Raw genomic sequence first — 20,818 nt, forward strand, 5'->3', positions numbered from 1 at the left:
GCGCGAACCAAAGGTCACCTCAGGTCACCGTGCCCGCCGGCGGGATGCCCCCATGTTTCATCGGGGGCAGGCACAGAGTGATGCATGTGCCACAAGGGGCCTGCGAGGCATTCGACAGTCCACTGTGGACGCTGGAGCACCTCATCCGCCACACCTGCCACATCCTCCCCACCTGTGACAGGATCGGATGCCGTGAAGGCCACCTTCACGGCGCTGAACGCGCCAAAAGTTCCCCTCACGGACCGTCGCGGGCCTGAATGAAGGCCACTGTGGACAGTCTGCCGACCATCAGTGGCGCGGCCACACTTGCTTGCGTGCCGGGCCACCCGCGTTGGGCGCCTCCGGAGATCAACCTCGCGCCCCACGCCTGCAGGCCATCTCTGAAGTGCGAGAACTCTCTTAAGTCAGTGGCATTGCCCTACCGTCACCTTTCCTTGACCTGCTTACCTACCACCGGCAATGCGGGCAGCAGATCCACCGCGAGTGAGCCTTTCGAACCGCCTCCAGCACGGCAAAAACCTCAGTTTCGAAGGCGCCATCACCTACGCCCTTGGCGAACAACCCCGACGGCACCAACATCCGCCGACGCGAACGACAAGTCGCCAACCTCATCGCCCAAGGCCTCACCAGCAAAGAAGTCGCCCCCGACTGGTCATCGTCCAACGCGCCGCCGAAGCCCACGTCGTCCTCTGGATCACCCAGCGGGAAACCGGCGACCCGGACTCCGGATCACCGCCGAGTACCACAAATACCCACTAAACTCGGCGCCGGATCACCAGTGCGAGCAGGATGGCGAGGAGCAGAACCAAGCCACCCGTCACCACGAGGCCGGTCGGGAACCCGCTTGGATCGGCCTCATTGCTGGAGTCCTCGGCCAGCGGGTTGAGGGTGGGCGCGGGTGTGCGTGTGATGGCTCGCAGCACGTCCAGGTAGCGGTCGCCGTAGGTGACGCTGGGTTCGACGTGGGAGTTCTCGCTGAACTCGTTCCAGCTGATCAGACCGAGGGCGTCAGGGGACGACGAGATCGCGTCCGCGTACTGGCGTCGCAGCGTCTCACCGTCCTGCCGGTCGACCACACGTTTGCCGTCGATGACCCGTGCGTCGAATCCCGGTGCGAACGGTGCGATCCACAGCCCTTTGTGCCGGTGCACGACCGTGCTCATGGCGGCGAGCTTGGCTGCCGCGTGCTTGTCGCGCCGAGGGTCGACGGATGACCAGTAGTACGCGTTACCGTCCACTGTGGACGCGATGCGCTCGTAGCCCGCGGGACTCTTCTCCGAGCCGAGGACCAGCAGCCTGTCCCGCACCGGCCCGGTGGCGCCGGCGATGTCGTCGAGAGCGAACTTCCACGTCCCCGACCAGATCACGAGCGGTTTGCCGAACGCGGCGAACACCGGGTCGGCCGCATGGCGCTCCTCGAACCGCAGCAGGTCGGCGGCCACCCGGTCGGCCGGCAGCGGGTTGCGGTCGAAGTCCAGCGCTTGGTAGATGACCGACAGCTTGAAGGCTTGCGCCCGCGCCACGTCGATCAGGGTCGCCAGTCTGCGATCAAGGGTGGGAGTGGACTTCCAGCTGACGATGAACCCGGTGATGCCGGCGTTCTTGGCCGCCCGGATGTGCTGACGCATCACGTCGGCATCGTCGCTGGAGTAGCGGCCCAGGCTTGGATAGTCCGTCTTCGCCCGGTTCCACGAGGTTTCGTCGTACCAGATGTAGTAGTACGCCAGCACTGGCGGGCCGGCATTCGTGCCGGCCGCCTGCGGGGGCAGCAGGACCGAGATCAGCAGGGCCAGCAGGGCGCACAGTCGTATCACGCGGCAGTCCTCGATCGCTTGCGCAGCCGCCGTCTGCCCACCACGACGAGCACGGTCAGCGTTATCGACGCGGTGACGGCCAGCGTTGCGATGTCCACATAGGTCACTACCGGAATTTCGACGTACTGACTGCGGGACAACGTGATCTCCTGGGGCTGGGCATAGCCGGGCCCGGACGCCTTGACCCGGTAGGTGCCACGGGCGAGGTCCGCAAGCGGCACGTCACCGTCCAAGCCGGCGGAGAACCGTTCGGCGCGACCGTCCGGATAGGTCAGTTCGATTCCATTGGGCAGCCGGTGGCCGAACAACCAGTCGCGGATCTGGAATCGCACGGACCGCAGCAGCACAACGAACCTGGTGTCCGCCGTCTGGTTGGGGACAAGCCGCTGTTCCCCCGCGTTGACCACGTTCGTGCCGTCGATGACGACGCTCTGCAGGTAGTAGGTCACCTCTTTGGCGATCGCGGAACCGGCCTGGAGAACCGGCCGGACCGCGGTCAGCCGGACCGGCCGGACACCGTCAAGGGTCAGCTGCTGACCGGAGTCACCGCGGATGGTCAACGACGTGATCCGGTCCGGTGCGACCGGTTGGCGAGCCTGGTCGACGAAGCCGTAGCGGACGGTTCGGGTGGTCTGGAACGTGGCCTGGATCCGGGTTCTGCGCCCGATCACGATTGCGTCCAGTGAGGGGGTGAACACCTGGTTGGCGTCACCGCGTCCGGCCCACCGGACGAAGTCGGCGGTTCCGTCGGGCATGTCCAGGTGCGGTGTGAGCAGTCGAAGTTGGTGCTTGTCCCGGCTGCGCCGTACGGTCGCGCGTGCCACACCTTTGTGGTCGGTCGCGATCGGTTTACCGTCCACTGTGAACTTGGCGGACGGCAACGGCGGCACGGTGACCACTTCGAGGACGTTTTGTGAAGACTGCCGTTCCGCCAGGACTGTCGATGGGAAGCCAGCCATGAGGATGGTCGCGAGCGTGATGAGACCGATCGATCTGACCATCGTCATTGGACACTCTCCCTTGTGGAGTGCCGCCTGCGGGCAAGCCATCGGCCGATGGGCGCGACGCAGAAGCAACTCAGCAGTGCGAGCACAACGGCGCCGCCATAGCTGAGGTAGACAACCGTCGCCGGGGTGCGTGCCGGCGGCACGGTGGCGCGATCGGTGCTGAGCAGCTCTGGTGGCCTTGGCGGCGAGGTGAAGTCGAAGGCACCGTCGATCCCCGCCGAGCGGGCGTCCCGTTCGCCCAGCGGTGCCACACGCCAGTTGTCCTCGATGAACTTGAGCACCGCGGTGTGATCGAGTTGCGTGTGCTCGATGTGCCCTCGCCGGGAGTAGGCGCTGACCAGCAGGGCGGGCACTCGGAAGCCGAGCCCGTCCTTGTCCACTGTGGGCGGTGGGACGTGGTCGTACCAGCCGCCCCAGCTGTCGTAGGTCCACATGAACGCCGAACTCGACCAGTAGCGGCTCTTCGCCAGCTCCGTGGTCATCTCGCGGACGAGGGCCTGTCCGGCCCGCACCCGGCTCGGCGGGTTCTCATTCGACCCTGACGATGCGACGTAGGCCACCGCGGGCAGGGTGCCGTCCCGCAGGTCCGTGTAGTACCGGCTCAGGTCGACGATCTTGCCGGACAGCCGGGGATCGTCGATGAACCGGGCGTAGTTCACCAGTGGCACCCGGGTCGTCTGTCCCGCCTTCGGCCCGGTGCCCGGGGTGCGGAAAGTGATCTTCGGGTCGTAGTTCTCCACGTAGAACTTCCACGACACACCGGCCTGGTCGAGCCGGTCGAAGATCGTCGGGATGTCGCCGTAGCCGCCTGGCGGTACGCGTTCGCTGCTGCCCGGTGTAGGCACGCCGGCGACCCAATAGAAACGGTTGCGGCGGCTGCCGCTGCTGGCGGAGCTGAAGAATCGGTCGAAGAGCGTGTAGTTCTCGGCGACGTTCCAGTAGTAGGGCAGGTCATTCGCGTCGTAGTAGCCCATCGCCTTGGCACCGTCGAGACCCCTTTCCCGATATGCCGAGACGAAACCGTCCATCCTGCCCTCCGCGTACTGGGCGCGCTGAGTGGCCGGGCCGGGATCAAGGTGGTGCGGCGACTCAGCGTCCAGCCGGAACGGACGGACGCAGCCGTCCATGCTGGGTTTGTCCTTGCTCAGTCGCATACACGTGCCGGCGGGAATGCCGTCCGCACCGGGGTAGGTGCCGAAGTAGTTGTCGAAGGAGTGGTTGGACTGCATGAGCACCACGAAGTGCTTGATCGGCGTGCTGGTGACGCGCGCCGGTTCGCCGGCGGCCGACCCGGCCACCGGCACCAACGTGGCCAGGATGACGAGCACCGCCAGTACGTTTGTCAGGCGCCTGGTCAAGGCCGCACCTCATAGATGATGATCACGGCTTTCGGTGTGGTCCTGCCGTCGGCCCCGGTCACTTCGACCGTTTCCGTGTGGACGGCCACACCGTTGTACTTGTGCACGTAGCGCATCAACCGATCGCCGAAGAACGGTGCCCGGGCGGCTGAGAACGCGTCCCACACCACGTACTGCAGGTCGCCGTTGCGCAGTTCCCGGTCCGGATTGTCGATCGGCTCGTAGGATGGATTGCGGGACAACGGGTTAGGGCTCACAGACAACCCGAAGGCCGTACGGCGCCCGTAGAACCGCACCAGGTTCGCCATCGACGGGCCGACCGTCATCAACCGGCTGCCACGGGGCAGGTTGGCCTCGATCCACCTGCCTGCCTCCCTGCCCGCCGGCACACCGCCGGAACCGGCCAGGAACGTGGTGCTCGGTGCCGGGTTCACGGCCAGCCAAGCCGGCACCGCCAGGCTTGCGCCGACAGCGAGGACGACGGCAGCCCGCAACCAGCGGGCCGCCGCTGGACGGTGATCTGACAGCCAGGGCACGGCCACATGGACTACTGCTCTCGCCGCGAGCACTGCCAGGACGGGAGCGATCGGCAAGAGGTACTGGTATCCCTTTACCGGCCACAGATGGAAAAACACGAGTGGCACGACAATCCAGCAGACCAACAGCCACTCACGCCACGTGCTTTGCCTGCGCAGCAGCCAGAGGCCGCCCGCCGCGAGCACGATCATCGTGAGCCCGACCGCTGGGGACACGGTCTCGCCGTAGAACGAGATCCCATGGTTGGCGCGCCGGAACAGCTGCCACACCAAGTAGTTCTGCCCAGTAGCGGTCCGGCCGGACAGACCGAGCGACAGTGGGTACGCGACGACGACCGCGGCCAGGATGACGAGCGCGACCAGCAAGTCGCGTAGCCGGATGCGGACATCCCGGCGAAGTACGAAGAACACGAGCAGAGCGAGCACCAGAATGGCCGCGCTCTCCTTGGTCAGCAGGGTGAGTCCCATGACGCCTGCGGCGGAGTAGAGCCAGCGCGGGGTCCGCTCGGTGTTGAACCGCGCTATGCAGTACAGGGCGATCACTGCGAAGAACGTCTCCGCCCCATCGAGCAGCACCTGGCGGGTGACCACCACGTGATACGGCATGACTGCCAGGAGAAACGCCGCGACCAGCCCGGTCTTCCGGCCGTAGAGCTGTTCGCCGAGCAAGTACACCGCGACTACTGTGGACAGTCCGAAAGCGACGGACAACAGCCTGGCGCCGGTGTCGCTCACGCCGGCGGAGAACCCGATCGACAGCATTGTCTGGAACAGCAACGGATGCGCTCGGAAGACCGGGAACAGACCGGTCAGTGTGGGATCACCGGCCAGCGCGGCAGCCTGCCCGGCGTAAACGGCCTCGTCGCTGTTGAAGCCGACCTCGCTCAGTGCCCACACGCGTAGGAAGCCACCGGCCCCCACGATGAGCACCATTGCCGGTACTAGGGCGTTTCTCAACGGCCCAGTCCGCGGCGGCCGTTGATACCGCGGACGGGCGGCGGCACTGGACGCCGTGTCCGACGTTGCCGGTACCGCCATCACGCATGCCAGCGAGGCGTGAGCCGGCCGTTGGCCGGGCGGGGGACCAGCAGCCTGGGAATCTCGTCCGCCCAGCTGAAGTCGGGTGTGGCCAGCGACCGTGCCCTGATCCGGCCGAGTGCGGAGGCCAGGATCTCGCGTTCCTTCTCCCGCAGCGCCAAGTGGTCGTCCTCACCGATCACAATGGACGGTGTGACCTGGTGGAACGGCGGGAACTGATAGGCGTCGTCGGTGTTGGTGAGCAACGCGCTCATCGCGTCGCACGGTGACAGGTCACTGATCGCGTGCGGTCCCCGCTCGATCACGAACAGTTCGGTCAGCTTGCTCTCCGGCACGATCTCGCAGGGCAGCAGCCGGTCCACCGCGTACTTCGGCGGCGGAACGATCCGCTGGGTGAGCGCGTTCGTGCCCATGATCGGCACGTTGAGGTGGCTGAGGCTCAACCCGAGCTGGCGGCCTTGCCGCGAGTGCAGCAGGCTCTGCGGCCACAACCGCCGCCACTCCCTGCGGGTCAGTTCGTCGGACCGCACCGCGCGCAGGGTGTGATTGCTGATCGTCAGCGGCTTGGGGAAGCAGCCGACCCGGCCGTCACCGTGCAGCACGATCATGTCGTCGGAGAGGAACTTCGCGCCGTGCTCCCGGACCAGCCGGAGCACAGTGCCGGTCTTGCCCGTGTCGGTTCTGGCAGAGATCAGCATGCCGGCGCCGTCGAGCTCCAGGCATGCCGAGTGCAGCAGCATCACGCCGCGCGACACCGCGACGAACCGCAGCAGCGCTTCGAGGACGTTCGTGTAGACCACGTGCGGCGACCGGCCGAGGCTGGGGGAGACGACCACCTCGATCGGGTCGTCGAGCGAGATCCGGAAGTTGGCTCCGAACCGGCCGAGGTGCTCGGCGTACTCGATCGTGAGAGGGCTGGCGGACTGGGTGACGACCGCGCGCGGCAGCGGGTGCCTGCTGCCGACCGGGCCGACCCTGATCTGAATCTCGGTGTCGTTGTCGAGCCACTGCGCGCGGAAGTAGTCGAGTTCCGCCAGCCGCACTTGCGATCCGATCGTCGCCACTTTCGGAATGCAGTAGCGGTACGGCAGGTACCGCGCCAGGCCGGACGAGCGCTTCGAAGCGACACCCGTTGAGGCACTCGCGGAGCCCGCCACATCGACGACGACCCGAATGGCTCCGCGCGCGGGTTCTCCGGCCACAGGTTCGGCTTGGCGGTAGATGGCCGAGTCGGTCGCCAGAAGCCGCACCACGAACAACAGGCCGAGGGTGACCGCGTTGGACAGCAGCACGCCAAGCCCGAGGCCGTCCACGAGCAGTGCGAGCATCGGCAGCCGCAATACCAGCAGCACATGGTTAAGCAGGAAGAACCGGATTGCCCGGGAGGCCGTCGTGCCTGGTTTCGCACGCCGGTAGATGAGCGTCTCGGTGAGCACGAACAGCCAGGTCGTGGACGCCTCGGTGGCCAGTGCGGCGGCCAGCATGTAATGCAGGCCGAACAGGTGCTCGTGCAGCAACCAAAGCACGGCCGTGTTGACCAGCAGCCCGGACAGTCCGACCAGCCCGAATGCCCCGGCATGCACCAGCCATCTCTTGCCCGACGAGGTCGCGCGGCGGCTGGATGGCGACGTCCGCAGCCGGACCAGATGCCGTACGAACGTCATGCCTTCGCGCGGCAAGGCCTTGCGGCGCCCGGCAGGCCGTGGCTGCGTCGAGAACGGGACCTCCACTGTGCGTAGACCTGGGTGCCGGACCAGGATCTCCATCAGGATCTTGCGCCCGGCAGGCCGCAACCGGTCGAGGTCGAGCGCGGCGCGGCGGATGGCGAAGAAGCCGCTCAGCGGGTCCCTCGGCTGGCCGAGCCTGCGCGGGAAAGTGGCCTTGGCGACAGCAGTGGACAGAATGGACACCAGCTGCCGCGAGGTGGCTATCACCACGTCCACGTCCCGTGATCGGCCGATCTCGGCCAGCCGGGGCGCGAGCGCAGGCGGGTGCCGTAGGTCGCCATCCATCACCACGGCCCACATGCCGCGGGCCTGCGCCAGACCGGCGAGCACCGCGCCACCGAACCCACCGTGCCGTTCACCCGGGCCGCGATGGATCAGCCGCATCGGGACGGACGACAGCGCGGCCATGGAAAGCACGACATCTCCGGCGCCATCGTCGCTGTCGTCGACGAAAAGGATTTCCATCGACGGTCCGGAATGTTCTACGGAAAGTTGCCGCAACACGATAGCGAGATCGTCGGTATTGGCGCGTGCCGAAATGATGACGCTGATCTCGGGTGGTTGACGTCCGCGTGTCGGCCTGATGTCGAGTGGTGCGCTGTCCGGATCGACCTCGCCTGTTTTTTTCGTGTTTTCTTGCACAGCTTCCCTTTCGCACCTCGCGCGGACCGGCAGCCAGCTCGACGAGGGAAAGGTGAAGGGCAACAACCGGAGTGCACCGTTGTCACGAGCATGACCAAGTTTGGTCGGGATCTCAACTCGTCTTGCTTTTCCCCCCAGTTCTTGACGTGGAATCAGTCTGCTGTCCGGGGATTGAAAAGAACAGGTGGCCATTCGTCCGGCCCCGCCCAGCTATCGATTGCGGGGGCCGGAAATGAGGCTACTTGTGGCCGCGTGTATGCGGATTCCACAATAGGGCCCGCTCAGCTGAGCATACTTCTTTTCGAGATATTCGGGAGAACTATCATGGCGAATTCGCTTGTCCGTCGCTCGCTGGCCGTGGCAGGTGCGGCGCTTTTTGCGTCCGGACTTCTGTCCGGCGCCGCCTCCGCCGCTGAAGCGGTCAATGGAACCGGTGTGGCGGTGCAGCAGTTGCGGTGTAGCACCTATGTGGAAACCCCGTCGCGGGACGATGACATCATAGCCGCGAGTGCCGGAACTACCTGCGGTCGCCGGGTAGACGTGGTCAGGGTGCGGGTACACCTGGAGAAATTCGAGGACGGCGAATGGCGGAACGTCGCGGAAGGGCGTAACCGGCAGCAGGACGCTTACCAGGCTGAAGCCATCGCCGAAATCCAGTGCCAGCGAGGCCGATACCGGGCGGTGTCCGTGCACTTCGCGAGCGAGGGCACGGACACCAACAGCGAACGTCATGAAAGCGAGGCTGCCCAGATCTTCTGCCGCTGACCTTGTGCTCGATGTCCACAAAGGACGCTTCTGGTAATGGCGAGACAGTCGCGGCGCCGCGGTTCGCGTCGCGGTACCGCGACTTTTCGCCATCGGCCAATCGACCAAGAATGCCCATTTCGGTCCCTCTGAAGGCGGGAAGGTCCTTGTTCGCCCGATGCATGAAATTCTGTGGTGTGGTGCTGAGCTGTGTCCTTGCCATTGTCGTGTTGCTGACCGGCAACGCCTCGGCGATCGAGGGAGGCGCCGAGATAGCCGATGGCAAGTACCCCTGGCATGTGAAAGTCGGTAATCCGGCCGACGGGTACTGTTCCGGTTCGCTCGTATCGGCAAGGCACATACTGACCGCCGCACACTGTGTCGCCAAAGAGGTCCACACCCCGGACTGGATGTTCGCCCATTTCCTTGGACTACCCCCACCCTTCACTGGATTCCGAGTCAGGGTGGTTCGGACCGAGCGACATCCCGCAGGCGTAAATGACGCCCGCAAGGCGGACATCGCCCTGCTCACACTCGAATACCCGGTGATCGTACGGCCCGTCAGTCTGGTCGCCTCCGGCGACAGTCTTCATACCAGGCCCGGCAGTAAGGTCACGGTCGCCGGCTACGGTGAGACCGGAGAGCAATCGGAGACTGGTCGCAGCGCCCGCGAACTGGTCTTCAAGGCGACGGACACCTGTGCCAGAACCGGACGGCAGTGGTTCTGTGCCGACGCTCCCAGCCGGGACTCCGGCATCCGGCCTGGGGACAGCGGCGGCCCGGCCTTCACCGAGACGACCGAGAACGGCGAGGTTCGGTACGTCCTGCTGGGAACGTCCAGTAACCACCGTGGTGCCAACACATGGTTCGCCAACCTGTCGTTGCCCGTGTTCAACGACTGGATCCGCGATGTGAGCGGGACCAGTGCCATGTGATCCCATTGCCCAATTTGATGCCGTGCAGGTTTTCTTATCTCGCTAGTGGAGACCGGCTCTGCCGAATAAACGCGGCAACCTTACGAGACAAGCCGCTAAATCATGAGAGCTGTCGTTTCCGGGGCCGGAAAAGTGGCTACTTGTGGTGGCTCTCATTGCGGTCTGATGATGGATTTGTTGATCCTTCTTTTTCTCTCTGTGTATAGGGGAATTGTGATGGCGAATTCATTGATCAGACGCTCGGTGGCCGTAGCTGGTGTGACGCTCTTCCTGTCGGGTCTGCTGACTGGGGTCGCCTCCAGCGCGGAGGCGGTCACCGGGACCGATGAGGCAGTGCAGCAGTTGCGATGCCGCAGTCGGGTGGAAGCTCCGAGGGTGGACAACGACACCATCCGTGCGGTTGCCGCGACCTTCTGCAGGGACGAGGTGGACGTCGTCGGGGTGCGGGTGTGGCTGCAGAAATTTGATCGCGACGATCGCGAGTGGAAGGACGTCGACAGCGACGCCGACACGAACAGGAATGCTCGCCGGGCGGCGGCCAGGGCCGAAGCTCGGTGTGAGCGGGGTCGGTACCGGACGGTGGCCGAGAACTTCGCGCGCGACCGCGGCGAGAGCTTCAGAGATCGTGAAGAGAGCGAGCAGGTCCGTATCCGCTGCCGCTGACCCGTTGCCGGCAGCTGCGTGACGACTCGATCGAACACCCCACTGTCCACAAAGGATGCCTTTGGTAGTGAGGATACAGTCGTGACACCGCGAGGGCACCCGCGGTGTCACGACGTGTCCACAATCAGCCAATCGACCAAACACGCCACCATTGTTCTTAGTGGACTTCGGGAGTGTCGGGTGCTGGGTCGGGTACTGTGTGCATCGAGACGACGTGGAGTCCGAGATTCTGGAACATTGCCAGGATTCCGTACAGGTATGAATCATCGACCACGTCGCCGTAAATGATCGTTTCGGGTGCGGCGGGAACGATGCGCATGTCACCGAACTCACCGAAGGCGTGTCGAACGCGTTCCGACACGCGGCCAGTCACGCGGAACTCATAGCGCGTCCGCGACATGGGTACCACCTGCTTAGGGGCGACGATGTGTGGCTGGCTATCAGCTTCGTTCGCCGATGCGCGTTTCCTCGTCATAGGCGACTTCGCTGTGGACGACGACGGCCCAGATGATCAGCACGTTCAGCGCGATGACGATGGTCGTCCAGACGGGAGCGACGGCCACGAACGCCAGTTGACTGACGGCGTTGACGCTGACCAGGATGACCGCGACGACTCGGGCCCATGCGGCACCGGTGAACAACCCGATCCCGGTGACCACCGCGCACGCCCCGATGACGAGGTGGATCCAGCCCCATGTGGTCATGTCGAACACCAAGAGGCCGATACCGCTGAAGACGTAGTACTCGTTTCTGAACAGGGCGACGATGCCCTCGATCGCGGTGAAGAGCCCGGTGATGATCAAGATGATCGCGGCGAACCAGATCCAGCCCGACCACATCGAGCGAGTGTCCACATGCATCGTTCCTCCCTGCGCCACCGTCGGATATCGCCGACGTCGAGATCGCCGACGTCGAAATCACCGTCCTAGGTACGGACCGAGTCCACTTCACCCGCATGAGGTGAGATGGGTCGCCGAGTGGCCCCGTCCGTGCGCCGCAATGCGATGACAGACTGATGAGACGCATATTCCTGAGCCGGAAAGCAGCGGGGGATGCCGGACGGGCGATCAGATTGGGTTCGGCCGCGGGTGCCGCGGACCAAGATCGTTGTGCCGGAACTGCCGGCGCGGCTGGTCTTCCGTTCGCGGTTGTCGGCCGAGTTGGATCGAGCGAAGGACTCCGCGGTCACCCTGGTCCAGGCTCCCGCGGGGTTCGGCAAGACGCTGCTGCTGGCGGAATGGATCCGGCGAGGACACTCGGCGGATACGGCATGGGTGTCGTTGGACTCCGATGACAACGACGACCGGCGCTTCTGGTCGGCGGTGCTGGCCGCGTTGGCTGCCTGTCCTGGCGTTCGGGTCGACAATCTGTTGCGGGAGTTGACATTGGCGACCCGGCCGAGCGTCGATCCGGGCTTTCTCGCCGAGATCGTCGATGTGCTGGACGACCTTCCGTCGCCGGTGCGGCTGGTGCTCGACGATCTGCACGAGCTCACAGCCAGGGAACCGTTGCAGGGATTGGAAACGCTCATTCGCTTCCAACCAGCCGGACTCAGGCTGGTGTTGCTGACCAGGTTCGGCCCCCCGCTGGGGCTGACGCGGTTGCGATTGTCCGGTCAACTGCTGGAAATACCCGCCGACAGGCTGAAGTTCACAATGGAGGAAGCCGATGCCCTGCTCGGGGCGGCCTCTGCCGGATTGCCTGCCGGACAGATACGGCAACTCGTGCGGCACACCGAGGGGTGGGCGGCCGCTTTGCGGCTGGTCGCCCAGGCACTGGACGAAACCGATGCCCCGGAGCGGTTTCTGGCCGATTCGGCCGGGATCGACCGAGCCGTGGCTGGCTACCTCGCCGACGAGGTCCTGTCCGGTATCCCGGCCGCGACGCGGGATTTCCTGCGCGCGATCAGCGGATGCGAGGAGGTGTCGGCCTCGCTGGCCGCAGTGGTGTCCGGCCGGGCCGACGCCGGTGAGATGCTGTGCCGTCTCGAGCAGGAGACCACGTTGGTCGTCAGCACCGGGAGCGGACGACGTTGGTACCGCGTACATCCGCTGCTTCGCTCGCACCTGTACACCGAACTCCAGCGGCAAGCTTCCGGTCGTGCCGCGACCTTGCACTGCCGGGCGGCCGACTGGCTCGCGGCGAGCCATCGCCCGTCGCAGGCGATCGCGCACGCCTGTCTCGCAGGAGACCGTGAGCGCGTCGGCGCCCTGCTCCGGCACAACGCATTGCCGCTGATCTTGTCCGGCGACCACGTGGTGTTGCGCCGTGCTGTCGCTGTGCTGGGCGACGAATCGACCGTCGGCGGGCCGTGGCCGGGGCTGATCTCCGCGTTGTTGCACCTGGAGTCCGGTGAGCGGGCCGCGGCCTTGGCTGATCTGGCGCGCGCGGAAGCACTTTCGCCGGGGGAGGAGACACCTGAGCTCAAGTCCTTGCGGCAGTTCGTCCGTTCATATCTTGCCCAGTTCGCCGACGGGATCGACGACATGGTGCGGATCACGGAGAGGCCCGGTTCGACAGCCGGGAACGTGCCGGCTGTCGATGCGCTGGCAAAGCTGCACCAGGGCATCGCCCTGTTGGTCGCCGGCAAGCGGGTCCGGGCGCGTGAACAGACGCACGCCGCACTCGCGATCGCACGGGACAACGGCTACGAATACCTGTCGGCGCAATGCCTGACGATCCTCGGTCGTATCGCCGCGACAGAAGGCGACTTCCAGCTGATGAGCGACCTGGCAACGTCGGTCGACGCACTGATCGCGGGCGGACTGCCCGCGAGGACGGCAGGCATGGCGGCGCGTCTGCTGCTCGCGTACGACGCGTTCCTGAGGGCGGAACCCGCTGAGTGCCTGCACCAGACGGCACGGGCGGGTGGGCTGTTCGACACCGGGGTTCCAGTGCCGAGCCAAAGCCTGAGCCTGCTCATGCGCACCCTGCGAGGCGCCGCCCGGTTCGACACCGGTGATCGTGCGGCAGGGCTGCGGCAGATGCGCGAAGCCAGGCTGAACGCGGTAGATGGTCACTTCGCACCGGCCGACGTCGCGCTCGCCGTCGTCCTGGAACACAGGGCGGCGACGCTGCTCGGGTGGACCGGCGTCACCAGTGCCGTGGTGCGCTGGGCGAAAGAGGTGATTCCGGCTTCGGGTGAAGTGCTGCTGATCCGTGCCCGCGGGCACTTGGCACTCCATCGGCACGGCCCTGCCCGGACTGTTCTCAAGCCGTTGCTGGACGGATCTGTCGGCCCAGTGCTCCCGTGGTCGACCGTCGAGGCGTGGTTGATCGAGACGGAGATCGCGCTCCGCGAATCACAGGCTTCTCAGGCGCACCGCGCACTGCGCACCGCGTTGTCGCTCGCCGCACCGATGAATGCGATGTACCCCGTCGTGTACGCCTCGCCCGAAGTGATCGCGCTGCTCACCCGGCAGATGGGCAAGCTCGGTGCGGTCGACGAGTTCGCGAGCCGCGTACTCGCCGTCCGGAGCTCGATCGACACTTCGCCGGCGCCGGTATCGCTGACCGAGCGGGAACGCGGTGTGTTGCGCCTGTTGCCGACACAACGTTCGTTCGCGGAGATCGCACAGGATCTGACGCTGTCGCCGAACACAGTCAAGACACACGTGCGGGCGATCTACACGAAACTCGGCGTGGGTACTCGCCGCGACGCACTGGCGGTCGCCGTCGACCGGGGACTTCTCGAAGACACGCAGCGTCAGATGCCAATGTCACAGGACCGAGTGCCGTGAAGGTCACCTTGACCGCGTTGAACGCCCCGAATCTTCCCCTCGCAACGGCCTACCGCCCGCGACCGGGACTACTGCCGTGAGGGCCACCTTCGCGGCGTTGGACGCCCATGCCGGGAGTTTAAGGGCTGTGCGTGTGGTGTGTGTGTGGGTCGTGAGCTGTCATCGGGTGCTCGGCTGCTGGCGGGATGCCCCACTGCTTTATCGGGGCACGTGCAGAGTGATGCATGTGCCACAAGGGGCCTGCGAGGCATTCAGGAGTCTACTGTGGACGCCGGATCGCCTCACCAGTCACACCTGTCACACGCGCCACGCCTGTGACAGGACCGAGTGCCGTGAAGGTCACCTTGACGGCGTTGAACGCCCCGATTCTTCCCCTCGCAATGGCCTACCGCCCGCATGGCGCTGTGGCACGCCAGGGTGACCGTGGCCATGGCAGCCTCCGCGGTGTGTCACCAAAGAAACCTGCAGGTCACCGACCTGAACACCGGTTCAGCAACGCCCGATCGGCAAGCCTGAAACTCCTGGCATTGGCCATCCAACGACCGTAACGCGACCCTCGCGGCACCCTGTTCCGTTACCGGTGGGCCAGGTGTGACACATGTCTACCGAGGCCACCGGTAGTCCATAATGGACAACGTTGGTCGCGATGGCTGGCGGGGACGGACCTTCGCGGCATCGAACCGGGTAACAGGTCTGTTCGCGTGTGACACCTGATTGTCCATTGTGGAAAGGCGCACGGTTCCGACGGCGTCTAGTGGCCAGTGACGAGACCGCGTCAGCTCCTGAGGGTTCTGTCATGCCGCGCCGCTGCCGCATTCTTGATGCCCCTGAGCCGGAGTTTGTCGGCTGTCCCAGCAACGAACGTGAGACTGCATGTCTGGCAACGGATCGCCGCACCAGGATGGCAATCTTCCCGCCGAAAGCACCAGTTTCGTGGATCGCCGAAGGGAGATCTTCAAGGCAAGGCAGGTTCTGTCCACGGCAAGGCTGGTGACGTTGACCGGTGTCGGTGGGGTGGGTAAGACGCGGCTGGCGTTGCGGGTGGCGGCGGGGCTGCGGCGGGCGTTCGCCGACGGGGTGTGGCTGGTCGACTTGGCCGCGCTGCAGGACCGCACGCTGCTGGAGCAGACGGTCGTCGACACGGTGGGACTGAGTGACTGCTCCGGGCAGCCGCCGCTGCGGGTCTTGGTGAGCCACCTGCGGGACAGACAGTTGCTGCTGGTGCTGGACAACTGCGAGCACCTGGTGGCCGGCTGCGCGGGACTGGCGAGGGAACTGCTCCCGGCGGCGCCTGGCTTGCGGATCCTGGCCACCAGCCGGCACGCCCTTTCCACGCCGGGCGAACACATCCTGGCTCTACCACCATTACCTCTGCCGGACCCGGATGAGGTGCGTCCGCAGGCTGGGAAACCGCTCTGCAACGAGGCAGTACGTCTGTTCGTGGAGCGAGCGGCTCTCGTCCGGCCCGGCTTCGCGGTCACTGCCGACACTTACGTGCCGATTGCCCGGATCTGCCGTCGGCTGGATGGGCTGCCGTTGGCGATCGAACTGGCCGCGGCGCGGCTGCGGGTGCTTTCGCCGGAGCAGATCCTCCGCCGGCTTGATGACAGGTTCCGTCTCCTGCGTGGGGGCAGTGGTGTGGTGTTGCTCCGCCATCAGACGCTACGGGCGGTGGTCGACTGGAGCTATGAGCTGTGCTCGCCGGCGGAGCAGATGCTCTGGGCGCGGGCGTCGGTGTTCGCGGGCGGGTTCGACCTGGACGCGGCCGAGGAGGTCTGCGCTGGGGACAGCATCGATCGGGACCGGGTGATCGATCTGGTGGCAGGGCTGGTCGACAAGTCGATCCTGATCCGGGAGGGCCAGGAACACGGTCCGTGGGCGCGGTATCGGCTGTTGGACACCCTCCGCCACTACGGGCGCGACGTCTTGCGGGCGGCTGGTACGGAGATGTCGTTGCGGCAGCGGCATAGGGACTACTACCTGAGTCTTGCCGAACGAAGTGTGGCCGAGTGGTTCGGCCCCACTCAGGTGGAGGTGGCCGTCCGCACTCGGCGTGAGCACACCAACCTGCGGGTCGCCCTCAAGTTCTGCCTTGGCACGCCTGGTGAATCCCAGGCTGGCCTGCGTCTGGCCGCGATCCTGTACTTCTACTGGGTCAGCTGTGGCTCCGTTGCCGAGGGCCGGCACTGGCTGGACCGGATGTTGGCGCTGGACACCGAGGCGAGTTGGGCGCGGGGGACAGCCCTGTGGAGCAACGCCCACCTCGCTCTCCTGCAGGGGAATATCCCCGCGGCTACAGCCATGGTCCGGGAGTGCCGCGACTTGGCCCGGCTGACGGGTGACACAAGCGTGCTGGCGTATGCCATCTTCGTTCAGGGAATCGCCGCATGGCATAGCGGCGACTTACCGCAGGCACAGGCGCTGATGGAGGACGCCTTGGCGCGCTTCGATGCACTCGGCGAACTGAACAGCACCGTGCTCCTGGCCCGGACTCTGCTAGCCGGCACCGCCATTTCCCAAGGGGACATCGACCGCGCTATCACCCTGACCAGGCAAGCTTGCGCGATCGGCGAGCTGCACGGCGAGCAATCGACCCGGGCCCACGCCCTCTACTTTCTCGCCCAAGCGGAGTGGCATCGGGACGAGTTGGCGCGGGCGAGCGCGCATGCCAAAGAAAGCCTCCTGGTCATGCGCGTCTTCAACGACACCCTCGGCACTGCGGTGCTGGTCGAGCTGCTGGCCTGGATCGCGGAGACGACAGGCGAATGCGAGCGGGCCGCCGTGCTGCTCGGCGTGGCCCACCAGATCTGGCTCCTGGTCGGCGGCAAGCCCCGGTTCAGTTCCGCGCACTGGATCAGCCGGCACGAGACGTGCGAGCAGCGGACCCGCCACGTCCTCGGCGAACGCGCGTTCCAGGCCGCCTTCAGTCGTGGCGCGGGATTCGACCTGGATCAGGCTGTCACCTACGCCCTCGGGGAGAAACCGGAGGACGCCGCTCCGGCCGGTACTGGAACGGGCGCCGCGAGCATCCCCCTGACCCGCAGGGAACAACAGGTCGCCGAACTCGTCGCCAAGGGGCTGTCCAACAAGGCCATCGCCGCGCAGCTGATGATCGCCCAACGCACCGCTGAGGCCCATGTGGAACACATCCTGACCAAGCTGGGTTTCACCAACCGCACCAAGCTGGCCGCATGGGTCGCCAGGCAGCGAGAACGCCGAGACCTGTGATGGCAGGCCGGATCACACTGCGAGATTTACGTCCAGGCCGGCGTCACATCGGTCCTGCCGCGAACGAAGAGCCTGCTCTGTTGTGTCAACACGGCGGCGTGTCAGGATTCGCTGTCGGTCGATTTCGACTCGATGGACGTGAGGTTGTGGGCAGATCCGGGTTGTCGTGTGTTGCCGACCTTCCCGCGGAGAGGACCAGCTTTGTTGGCCGGCGACAGGAGTTGGCGGATGCGAGGCGACTGCTCTCGGTCAGCAGGTTGGTGACGCTGACCGGCGTTGGCGGGGTTGGCAAGACCCGCCTGGTGATGCGGGTGGCGAGCCAGCTTTCGCGTGCGTTTCCCGATGGTGTGTGGTTGGTGTCCCTGGCCACGATCGAGGATGGCGCGCTGGTGCCGCATGCCGTCGCCAACGTCCTTGGAATCCGTGACGTCACGGGCGGCGAGACACTCGATGTCGTCGTCGAGTACCTGCGGGAGCGGCAGCTGTTGCTGGTGCTGGACAATTGCGAGCATCTGCTCGACGCCTGCGCGGCACTGGTGGCCGCGATCCTGCCCAACGCGGCCGGGATACGGATCCTGACCACCAGCCGGCACCGGCTCAATCTCAGTGCGGAGCAGTTGCTGGAGGTGTCGCCGCTGCGAGTCCCGACGTCGGAAGAACTGACTCGGGGTTTGGTCGCCGCCAAGGCCTTCCCTGCCCTCGAGCTGTTCGCCGATCGTGCCGCCGCGGTGGTCCCGTCGTTCAAGATGACCGCAGGGGATCAGGACCACGTGGCTCGGCTGTGCCACCGGCTCGACGGCCTGCCGCTCGCGATCGAGCTTGCCGCCGCCCGGTTGCGATCCCACAGCATCGAGCAACTCGTCCAGCGGGTGGAGGACCGTTACCGGCTGCTCACCGGTGACAGCCACGTCGCTCTGCCTCGCCACCAGACGCTACGCGCCACGATGGATTGGAGCTACGAACTGTGTACCCCTCGGGAGCAGCGGATCTGGGCGCTGCTTTCGGTGTTCGCCGGCAGCATCGACCTGAGCGCGGCGGAAGCGGTCTGCGCTGAAGAGGACATCGAGCCCGCCGACATCCTCGACACTGTCGCCGCTCTGGTGGACAAGTCCATCCTGGTCAGCGAGCACGACGGCGGAACGGTCCGATATCGGCTGCTGAGCTCGCTACGAGAATATGGTCTTGAGAAGTTGATCGGGCTGGGCAAGCTGTCCGTCGCCCGCTCCCGGCATCGGGACCACTACCTGCGCGTGGCCGAGGAGTACGAGAAGAAGTGGTTCGGCCCGGGTCAGCTGGAGATCGTCGAGAGTTTGCGTACGGAGCTGGACAACTTCCGTGCTGCCTTGACCTTCTGCCTCACCACTCCAGGCCAGGCACAGCACGGCCTGCGCCTGACCGGGACCCTGTGGTGCTACTGGACTCCGTATATGGCGCGGGAGGAAATGCGGTATTGGCTCGAGCAGTTCTTCAGCAGAGGCGGGAAGCCGAGTGGTGCCGGGGCCAAGGGGTCCTGGGCGGCATCCTTGATGATGCTGATCCACAGCCGCTCTACCGCCGTGCTGCACGCGGGTTCTTCGATTGCCCAGCCCGCGCAGGCACACGAGGACCTGCCGGTTGTCACGCCTGTGGCTGATCACATTCCCGGCTGGCAGCACGACAAAGGCGAGCTGATGAGCTTCGTTGTGCTCAACCGGATCGAGCTCGCGTGCACCCTCGTCTTCCGGGCAAGCCCCGCCCAGGCCGTGCCGCTGTGTATCGAGGCCCTTGCCATCTGCGAGGCCTACGACGAGCAGTGGGCCCGTTCGTACACGCTGCGCACTCTCGCCCTGGCGAGATGGGTGATGGGTGACTACGACAGTGCCACCACACATGCTCGCGAATGCCTGCGGCTCGAGTACGTCGTACACGACGGGCAAAGTCTGGCCATGACACTCGACCTGCTGGCCGCGGTCGCAGGCAGTATGGGCGATGCCGAACGCGCTGCCGTACTGCAGGGCGCAGCCGAGCGGATCTGGCACGACACCGGCCGCGACCCGCTGCGGCAGACAGGCCGGATCCGGGCGAGTGAGCGGCTGTCTCGCGCGGTCCTTGGCGACTCCGGCTTCGAGCGGGCTTGCCGACGCGGCGGCGAACTCTCGCGAGATGACGTCGCCGTCTACGCCCTGCAGGACCGTTCCGGGATTCCCGGCTGGCGCGAATTGGCGAGGACGTCATCGGCGCACCGCGATGAGTCGTCGGCTACCTGGCTGACGCAGCGCGAGAAGCAAGTCGCCGAGCTGGTCGTCCAAGGCCTGACGGACAAGCAGATCGCCGCCGCACTGGTGATCGCCCAACGCACCGCCGAGGGGCACGTACAGCACATCCTGACCAAGCTGGGATTCGCCAACCGCGCCCAACTGGCAGCCTGGCTCGCCTCGAAACAGCCGCAAGGCGAACAGCCAGGGCCGCGGTAGTGCCCCGGCCTTCGAGCCACGGCAGGCAGCTCTCGCTCATGGTTCCTCCGCCACGTTGAGCTCCAGCTGGGACACGGTGTCGGAGCCGAGGCCGCGCAGCACCAGGTCAAGCAGCGGTCCACAGTGGACGACAACCTTGCTGCTCTCCGGGAGTGCGGCGGCCAAGCTGATCAGCTGCCAAGCGCAGTGTGCCTCCATGAAGCACAAGTCGGTCATGTCCAGTTCGAAGTGGAAGGGACTCCCGGTATCCGGCTGCTTCAGCGCCGCGGACAGTGCCTCGGTGAACTCTTCACGGCTGGACGACTCCGCGGACCCCGCGATTCGCCAGCCGCTCGGAGTCCGGGTGATGCTGACCGCGTCAAGGCGTTCCATGACCTGAACCGGATGGACCTCGCGTGCCGCGGCCACCCAGTAGCTGCTGAATCGCCGCCGGTCGTACCAACAGATCCCGGTCACGCCAGGAATCGTCACTATCGGACCAATGGACACTTCGAAATCTATGACCTCATCCAGGTCGACACCTGGCCGCAGTGCCCAGGTCATGTCCGACGCGGCCCGTAACCCGTGCCAGCCCTCACGCTGGACGTCTTCGATGATGGGGGCGGCCACCGCCAACTGGCGGTCCTTGTCGAAGCGACCGTCCGGCAAGTAGAGGGATGTACTGCGTGTGATCACCAGTTGGCCGCTGGCCCGGGCAGCCTCCACATAATTGCCGGCGCCGTCCATGCGTGCCACGGCATCATCGTCGCTGAGATCGCTGGGATCCAGGACGAGCAGCACCTTCTCTCTCCTGGCCAGACCGGTCCGGGTATAGGCGGTGAGCACCTGCCAGCGGGCCTCGACGTCGGTGAACGCCACAAATGAGTGATCACCCGGCCTCAGCCGTTGCACCGGAACGGTCCGGGGAGATTCGTCCTCAGGTCTGCTCACCAT

At 65.7% G+C, this 20,818-nt stretch carries 14 protein-coding genes; 6 read left to right on the plus strand and 8 right to left on the minus strand.

Translation table 11 applies throughout. The features are described from left to right. Nucleotides 1–755: 755 nt before the first annotated feature. From LWC34_RS05010 to LWC34_RS05030, 5 genes are all read right to left on the minus strand, one after another. Entirely contained in the window at nt 756–1,814 is a 1,059-nt protein-coding gene (locus tag LWC34_RS05010; RefSeq protein ID WP_233723219.1) for a glycoside hydrolase family 71/99 protein, read from the minus strand. Further along, nucleotides 1,811–2,821, minus strand: coding sequence for a hypothetical protein (locus LWC34_RS05015; protein ID WP_233723220.1), 1,011 nt, complete (start codon nt 2,819–2,821; stop codon nt 1,811–1,813). The genes LWC34_RS05010 and LWC34_RS05015 overlap by 4 nt, the downstream gene beginning before the upstream one ends. Continuing rightward, nucleotides 2,818–4,179 (minus strand): alkaline phosphatase family protein, encoded by a 1,362-nt coding sequence (locus tag LWC34_RS05020; RefSeq protein WP_233723221.1) that lies wholly within the window; start codon nt 4,177–4,179, stop codon nt 2,818–2,820. The genes LWC34_RS05015 and LWC34_RS05020 overlap by 4 nt, the downstream gene beginning before the upstream one ends. Beyond that, on the minus strand, nt 4,176–5,636 hold the full coding sequence (locus tag LWC34_RS05025) for an ArnT family glycosyltransferase (protein ID WP_233723222.1): 1,461 nt from the start codon (nt 5,634–5,636) through the stop codon (nt 4,176–4,178). Before LWC34_RS05025 ends, LWC34_RS05020 begins: the two co-directional genes overlap by 4 nt. A gap of 116 nt (nt 5,637–5,752) precedes the next feature. After that, nucleotides 5,753–8,122 carry a GtrA family protein gene (locus LWC34_RS05030; RefSeq protein WP_233723223.1) on the minus strand — a complete coding sequence of 790 codons (2,370 nt, stop codon included), beginning with the start codon at nt 8,120–8,122 and terminating at the stop codon, nt 5,753–5,755. A 324-nt stretch (nt 8,123–8,446) separates the two neighbouring features. On the opposite strand from LWC34_RS05030, the gene LWC34_RS05035 reads away from it, so the two are divergent. From LWC34_RS05035 to LWC34_RS05045, 3 genes are all read left to right on the plus strand, one after another. Then, on the plus strand, nt 8,447–8,887 hold the full coding sequence (locus tag LWC34_RS05035) for a hypothetical protein (RefSeq protein ID WP_233723224.1): 441 nt from the start codon (nt 8,447–8,449) through the stop codon (nt 8,885–8,887). Nucleotides 8,888–9,048: 161 nt separating this feature from the next. Further along, complete coding sequence (locus LWC34_RS05040) at nt 9,049–9,801, plus strand: S1 family peptidase (RefSeq protein WP_233723225.1); 753 nt, start codon at nt 9,049–9,051, stop codon at nt 9,799–9,801. A 216-nt stretch (nt 9,802–10,017) separates the two neighbouring features. Continuing rightward, nucleotides 10,018–10,464, plus strand: coding sequence for a hypothetical protein (locus tag LWC34_RS05045; RefSeq protein ID WP_233723226.1), 447 nt, complete (start codon nt 10,018–10,020; stop codon nt 10,462–10,464). Between the two features lie 157 nt (nt 10,465–10,621). Here LWC34_RS05045 and LWC34_RS05050 read toward each other — a convergent pair whose 3' ends face one another. Further along, entirely contained in the window at nt 10,622–10,864 is a 243-nt protein-coding gene (locus tag LWC34_RS05050; RefSeq protein WP_233723227.1) for a DUF8691 family protein, read from the minus strand. Nucleotides 10,865–10,904: 40 nt separating this feature from the next. Continuing rightward, the gene (locus LWC34_RS05055) at nt 10,905–11,324 is read right to left on the minus strand and encodes a DUF7144 family membrane protein (protein WP_233723228.1); all 420 of its coding nucleotides are present in this window, start codon (nt 11,322–11,324) and stop codon (nt 10,905–10,907) included. 228 nt (nt 11,325–11,552) lie between these two features. Between LWC34_RS05055 and LWC34_RS57925 the strand changes: the two genes are divergently transcribed. The 3 genes from LWC34_RS57925 to LWC34_RS05070 all read left to right on the plus strand — a co-directional run bounded on the left by LWC34_RS57925 (nt 11,553) and on the right by LWC34_RS05070 (nt 19,885). Then, entirely contained in the window at nt 11,553–14,204 is a 2,652-nt protein-coding gene (locus LWC34_RS57925) for a winged helix-turn-helix domain-containing protein (RefSeq protein ID WP_233723229.1), read from the plus strand. Nucleotides 14,205–15,077: 873 nt separating this feature from the next. Continuing rightward, nucleotides 15,078–17,432, plus strand: coding sequence for an ATP-binding protein (locus tag LWC34_RS05065; RefSeq protein WP_233723230.1), 2,355 nt, complete (start codon nt 15,078–15,080; stop codon nt 17,430–17,432). Nucleotides 17,433–17,653: 221 nt separating this feature from the next. Then, nucleotides 17,654–19,885, plus strand: coding sequence for an ATP-binding protein (locus LWC34_RS05070; RefSeq protein WP_233723231.1), 2,232 nt, complete (start codon nt 17,654–17,656; stop codon nt 19,883–19,885). Nucleotides 19,886–19,921: 36 nt separating this feature from the next. On the opposite strand, the gene LWC34_RS05075 is transcribed toward LWC34_RS05070, so the two are convergent. Beyond that, nucleotides 19,922–20,818, minus strand: coding sequence for an MEDS domain-containing protein (locus LWC34_RS05075; RefSeq protein ID WP_233723232.1), 897 nt, complete (start codon nt 20,816–20,818; stop codon nt 19,922–19,924).

The sequence above is a fragment of the Kibdelosporangium philippinense genome (assembly GCF_021390435.2).
Classification (GTDB): Bacteria; Actinomycetota; Actinomycetes; order Mycobacteriales; family Pseudonocardiaceae; genus Kibdelosporangium; species Kibdelosporangium philippinense.

What these genes read in the sequence shown, in the direction of transcription:
- LWC34_RS05015 (WP_233723220.1), bottom strand. Translation starts at nt 2,821, where the DNA reads ATGACGATGGTCAGATCGATCGGTCTCATCACGCTCGCGACCATCCTC.
- LWC34_RS05035 (WP_233723224.1), top strand. Translation starts at nt 8,447, where the DNA reads ATGGCGAATTCGCTTGTCCGTCGCTCGCTGGCCGTGGCAGGTGCGGCG.
- LWC34_RS05040 (WP_233723225.1), top strand. Translation starts at nt 9,049, where the DNA reads ATGAAATTCTGTGGTGTGGTGCTGAGCTGTGTCCTTGCCATTGTCGTG.
- LWC34_RS05045 (WP_233723226.1), top strand. Translation starts at nt 10,018, where the DNA reads ATGGCGAATTCATTGATCAGACGCTCGGTGGCCGTAGCTGGTGTGACG.
- LWC34_RS05050 (WP_233723227.1), bottom strand. Translation starts at nt 10,864, where the DNA reads ATGTCGCGGACGCGCTATGAGTTCCGCGTGACTGGCCGCGTGTCGGAA.
- LWC34_RS05055 (WP_233723228.1), bottom strand. Translation starts at nt 11,324, where the DNA reads ATGCATGTGGACACTCGCTCGATGTGGTCGGGCTGGATCTGGTTCGCC.
- LWC34_RS05065 (WP_233723230.1), top strand. Translation starts at nt 15,078, where the DNA reads ATGTCTGGCAACGGATCGCCGCACCAGGATGGCAATCTTCCCGCCGAA.
- LWC34_RS05075 (WP_233723232.1), bottom strand. Translation starts at nt 20,818, where the DNA reads ATGGTGAGCAGACCTGAGGACGAATCTCCCCGGACCGTTCCGGTGCAA.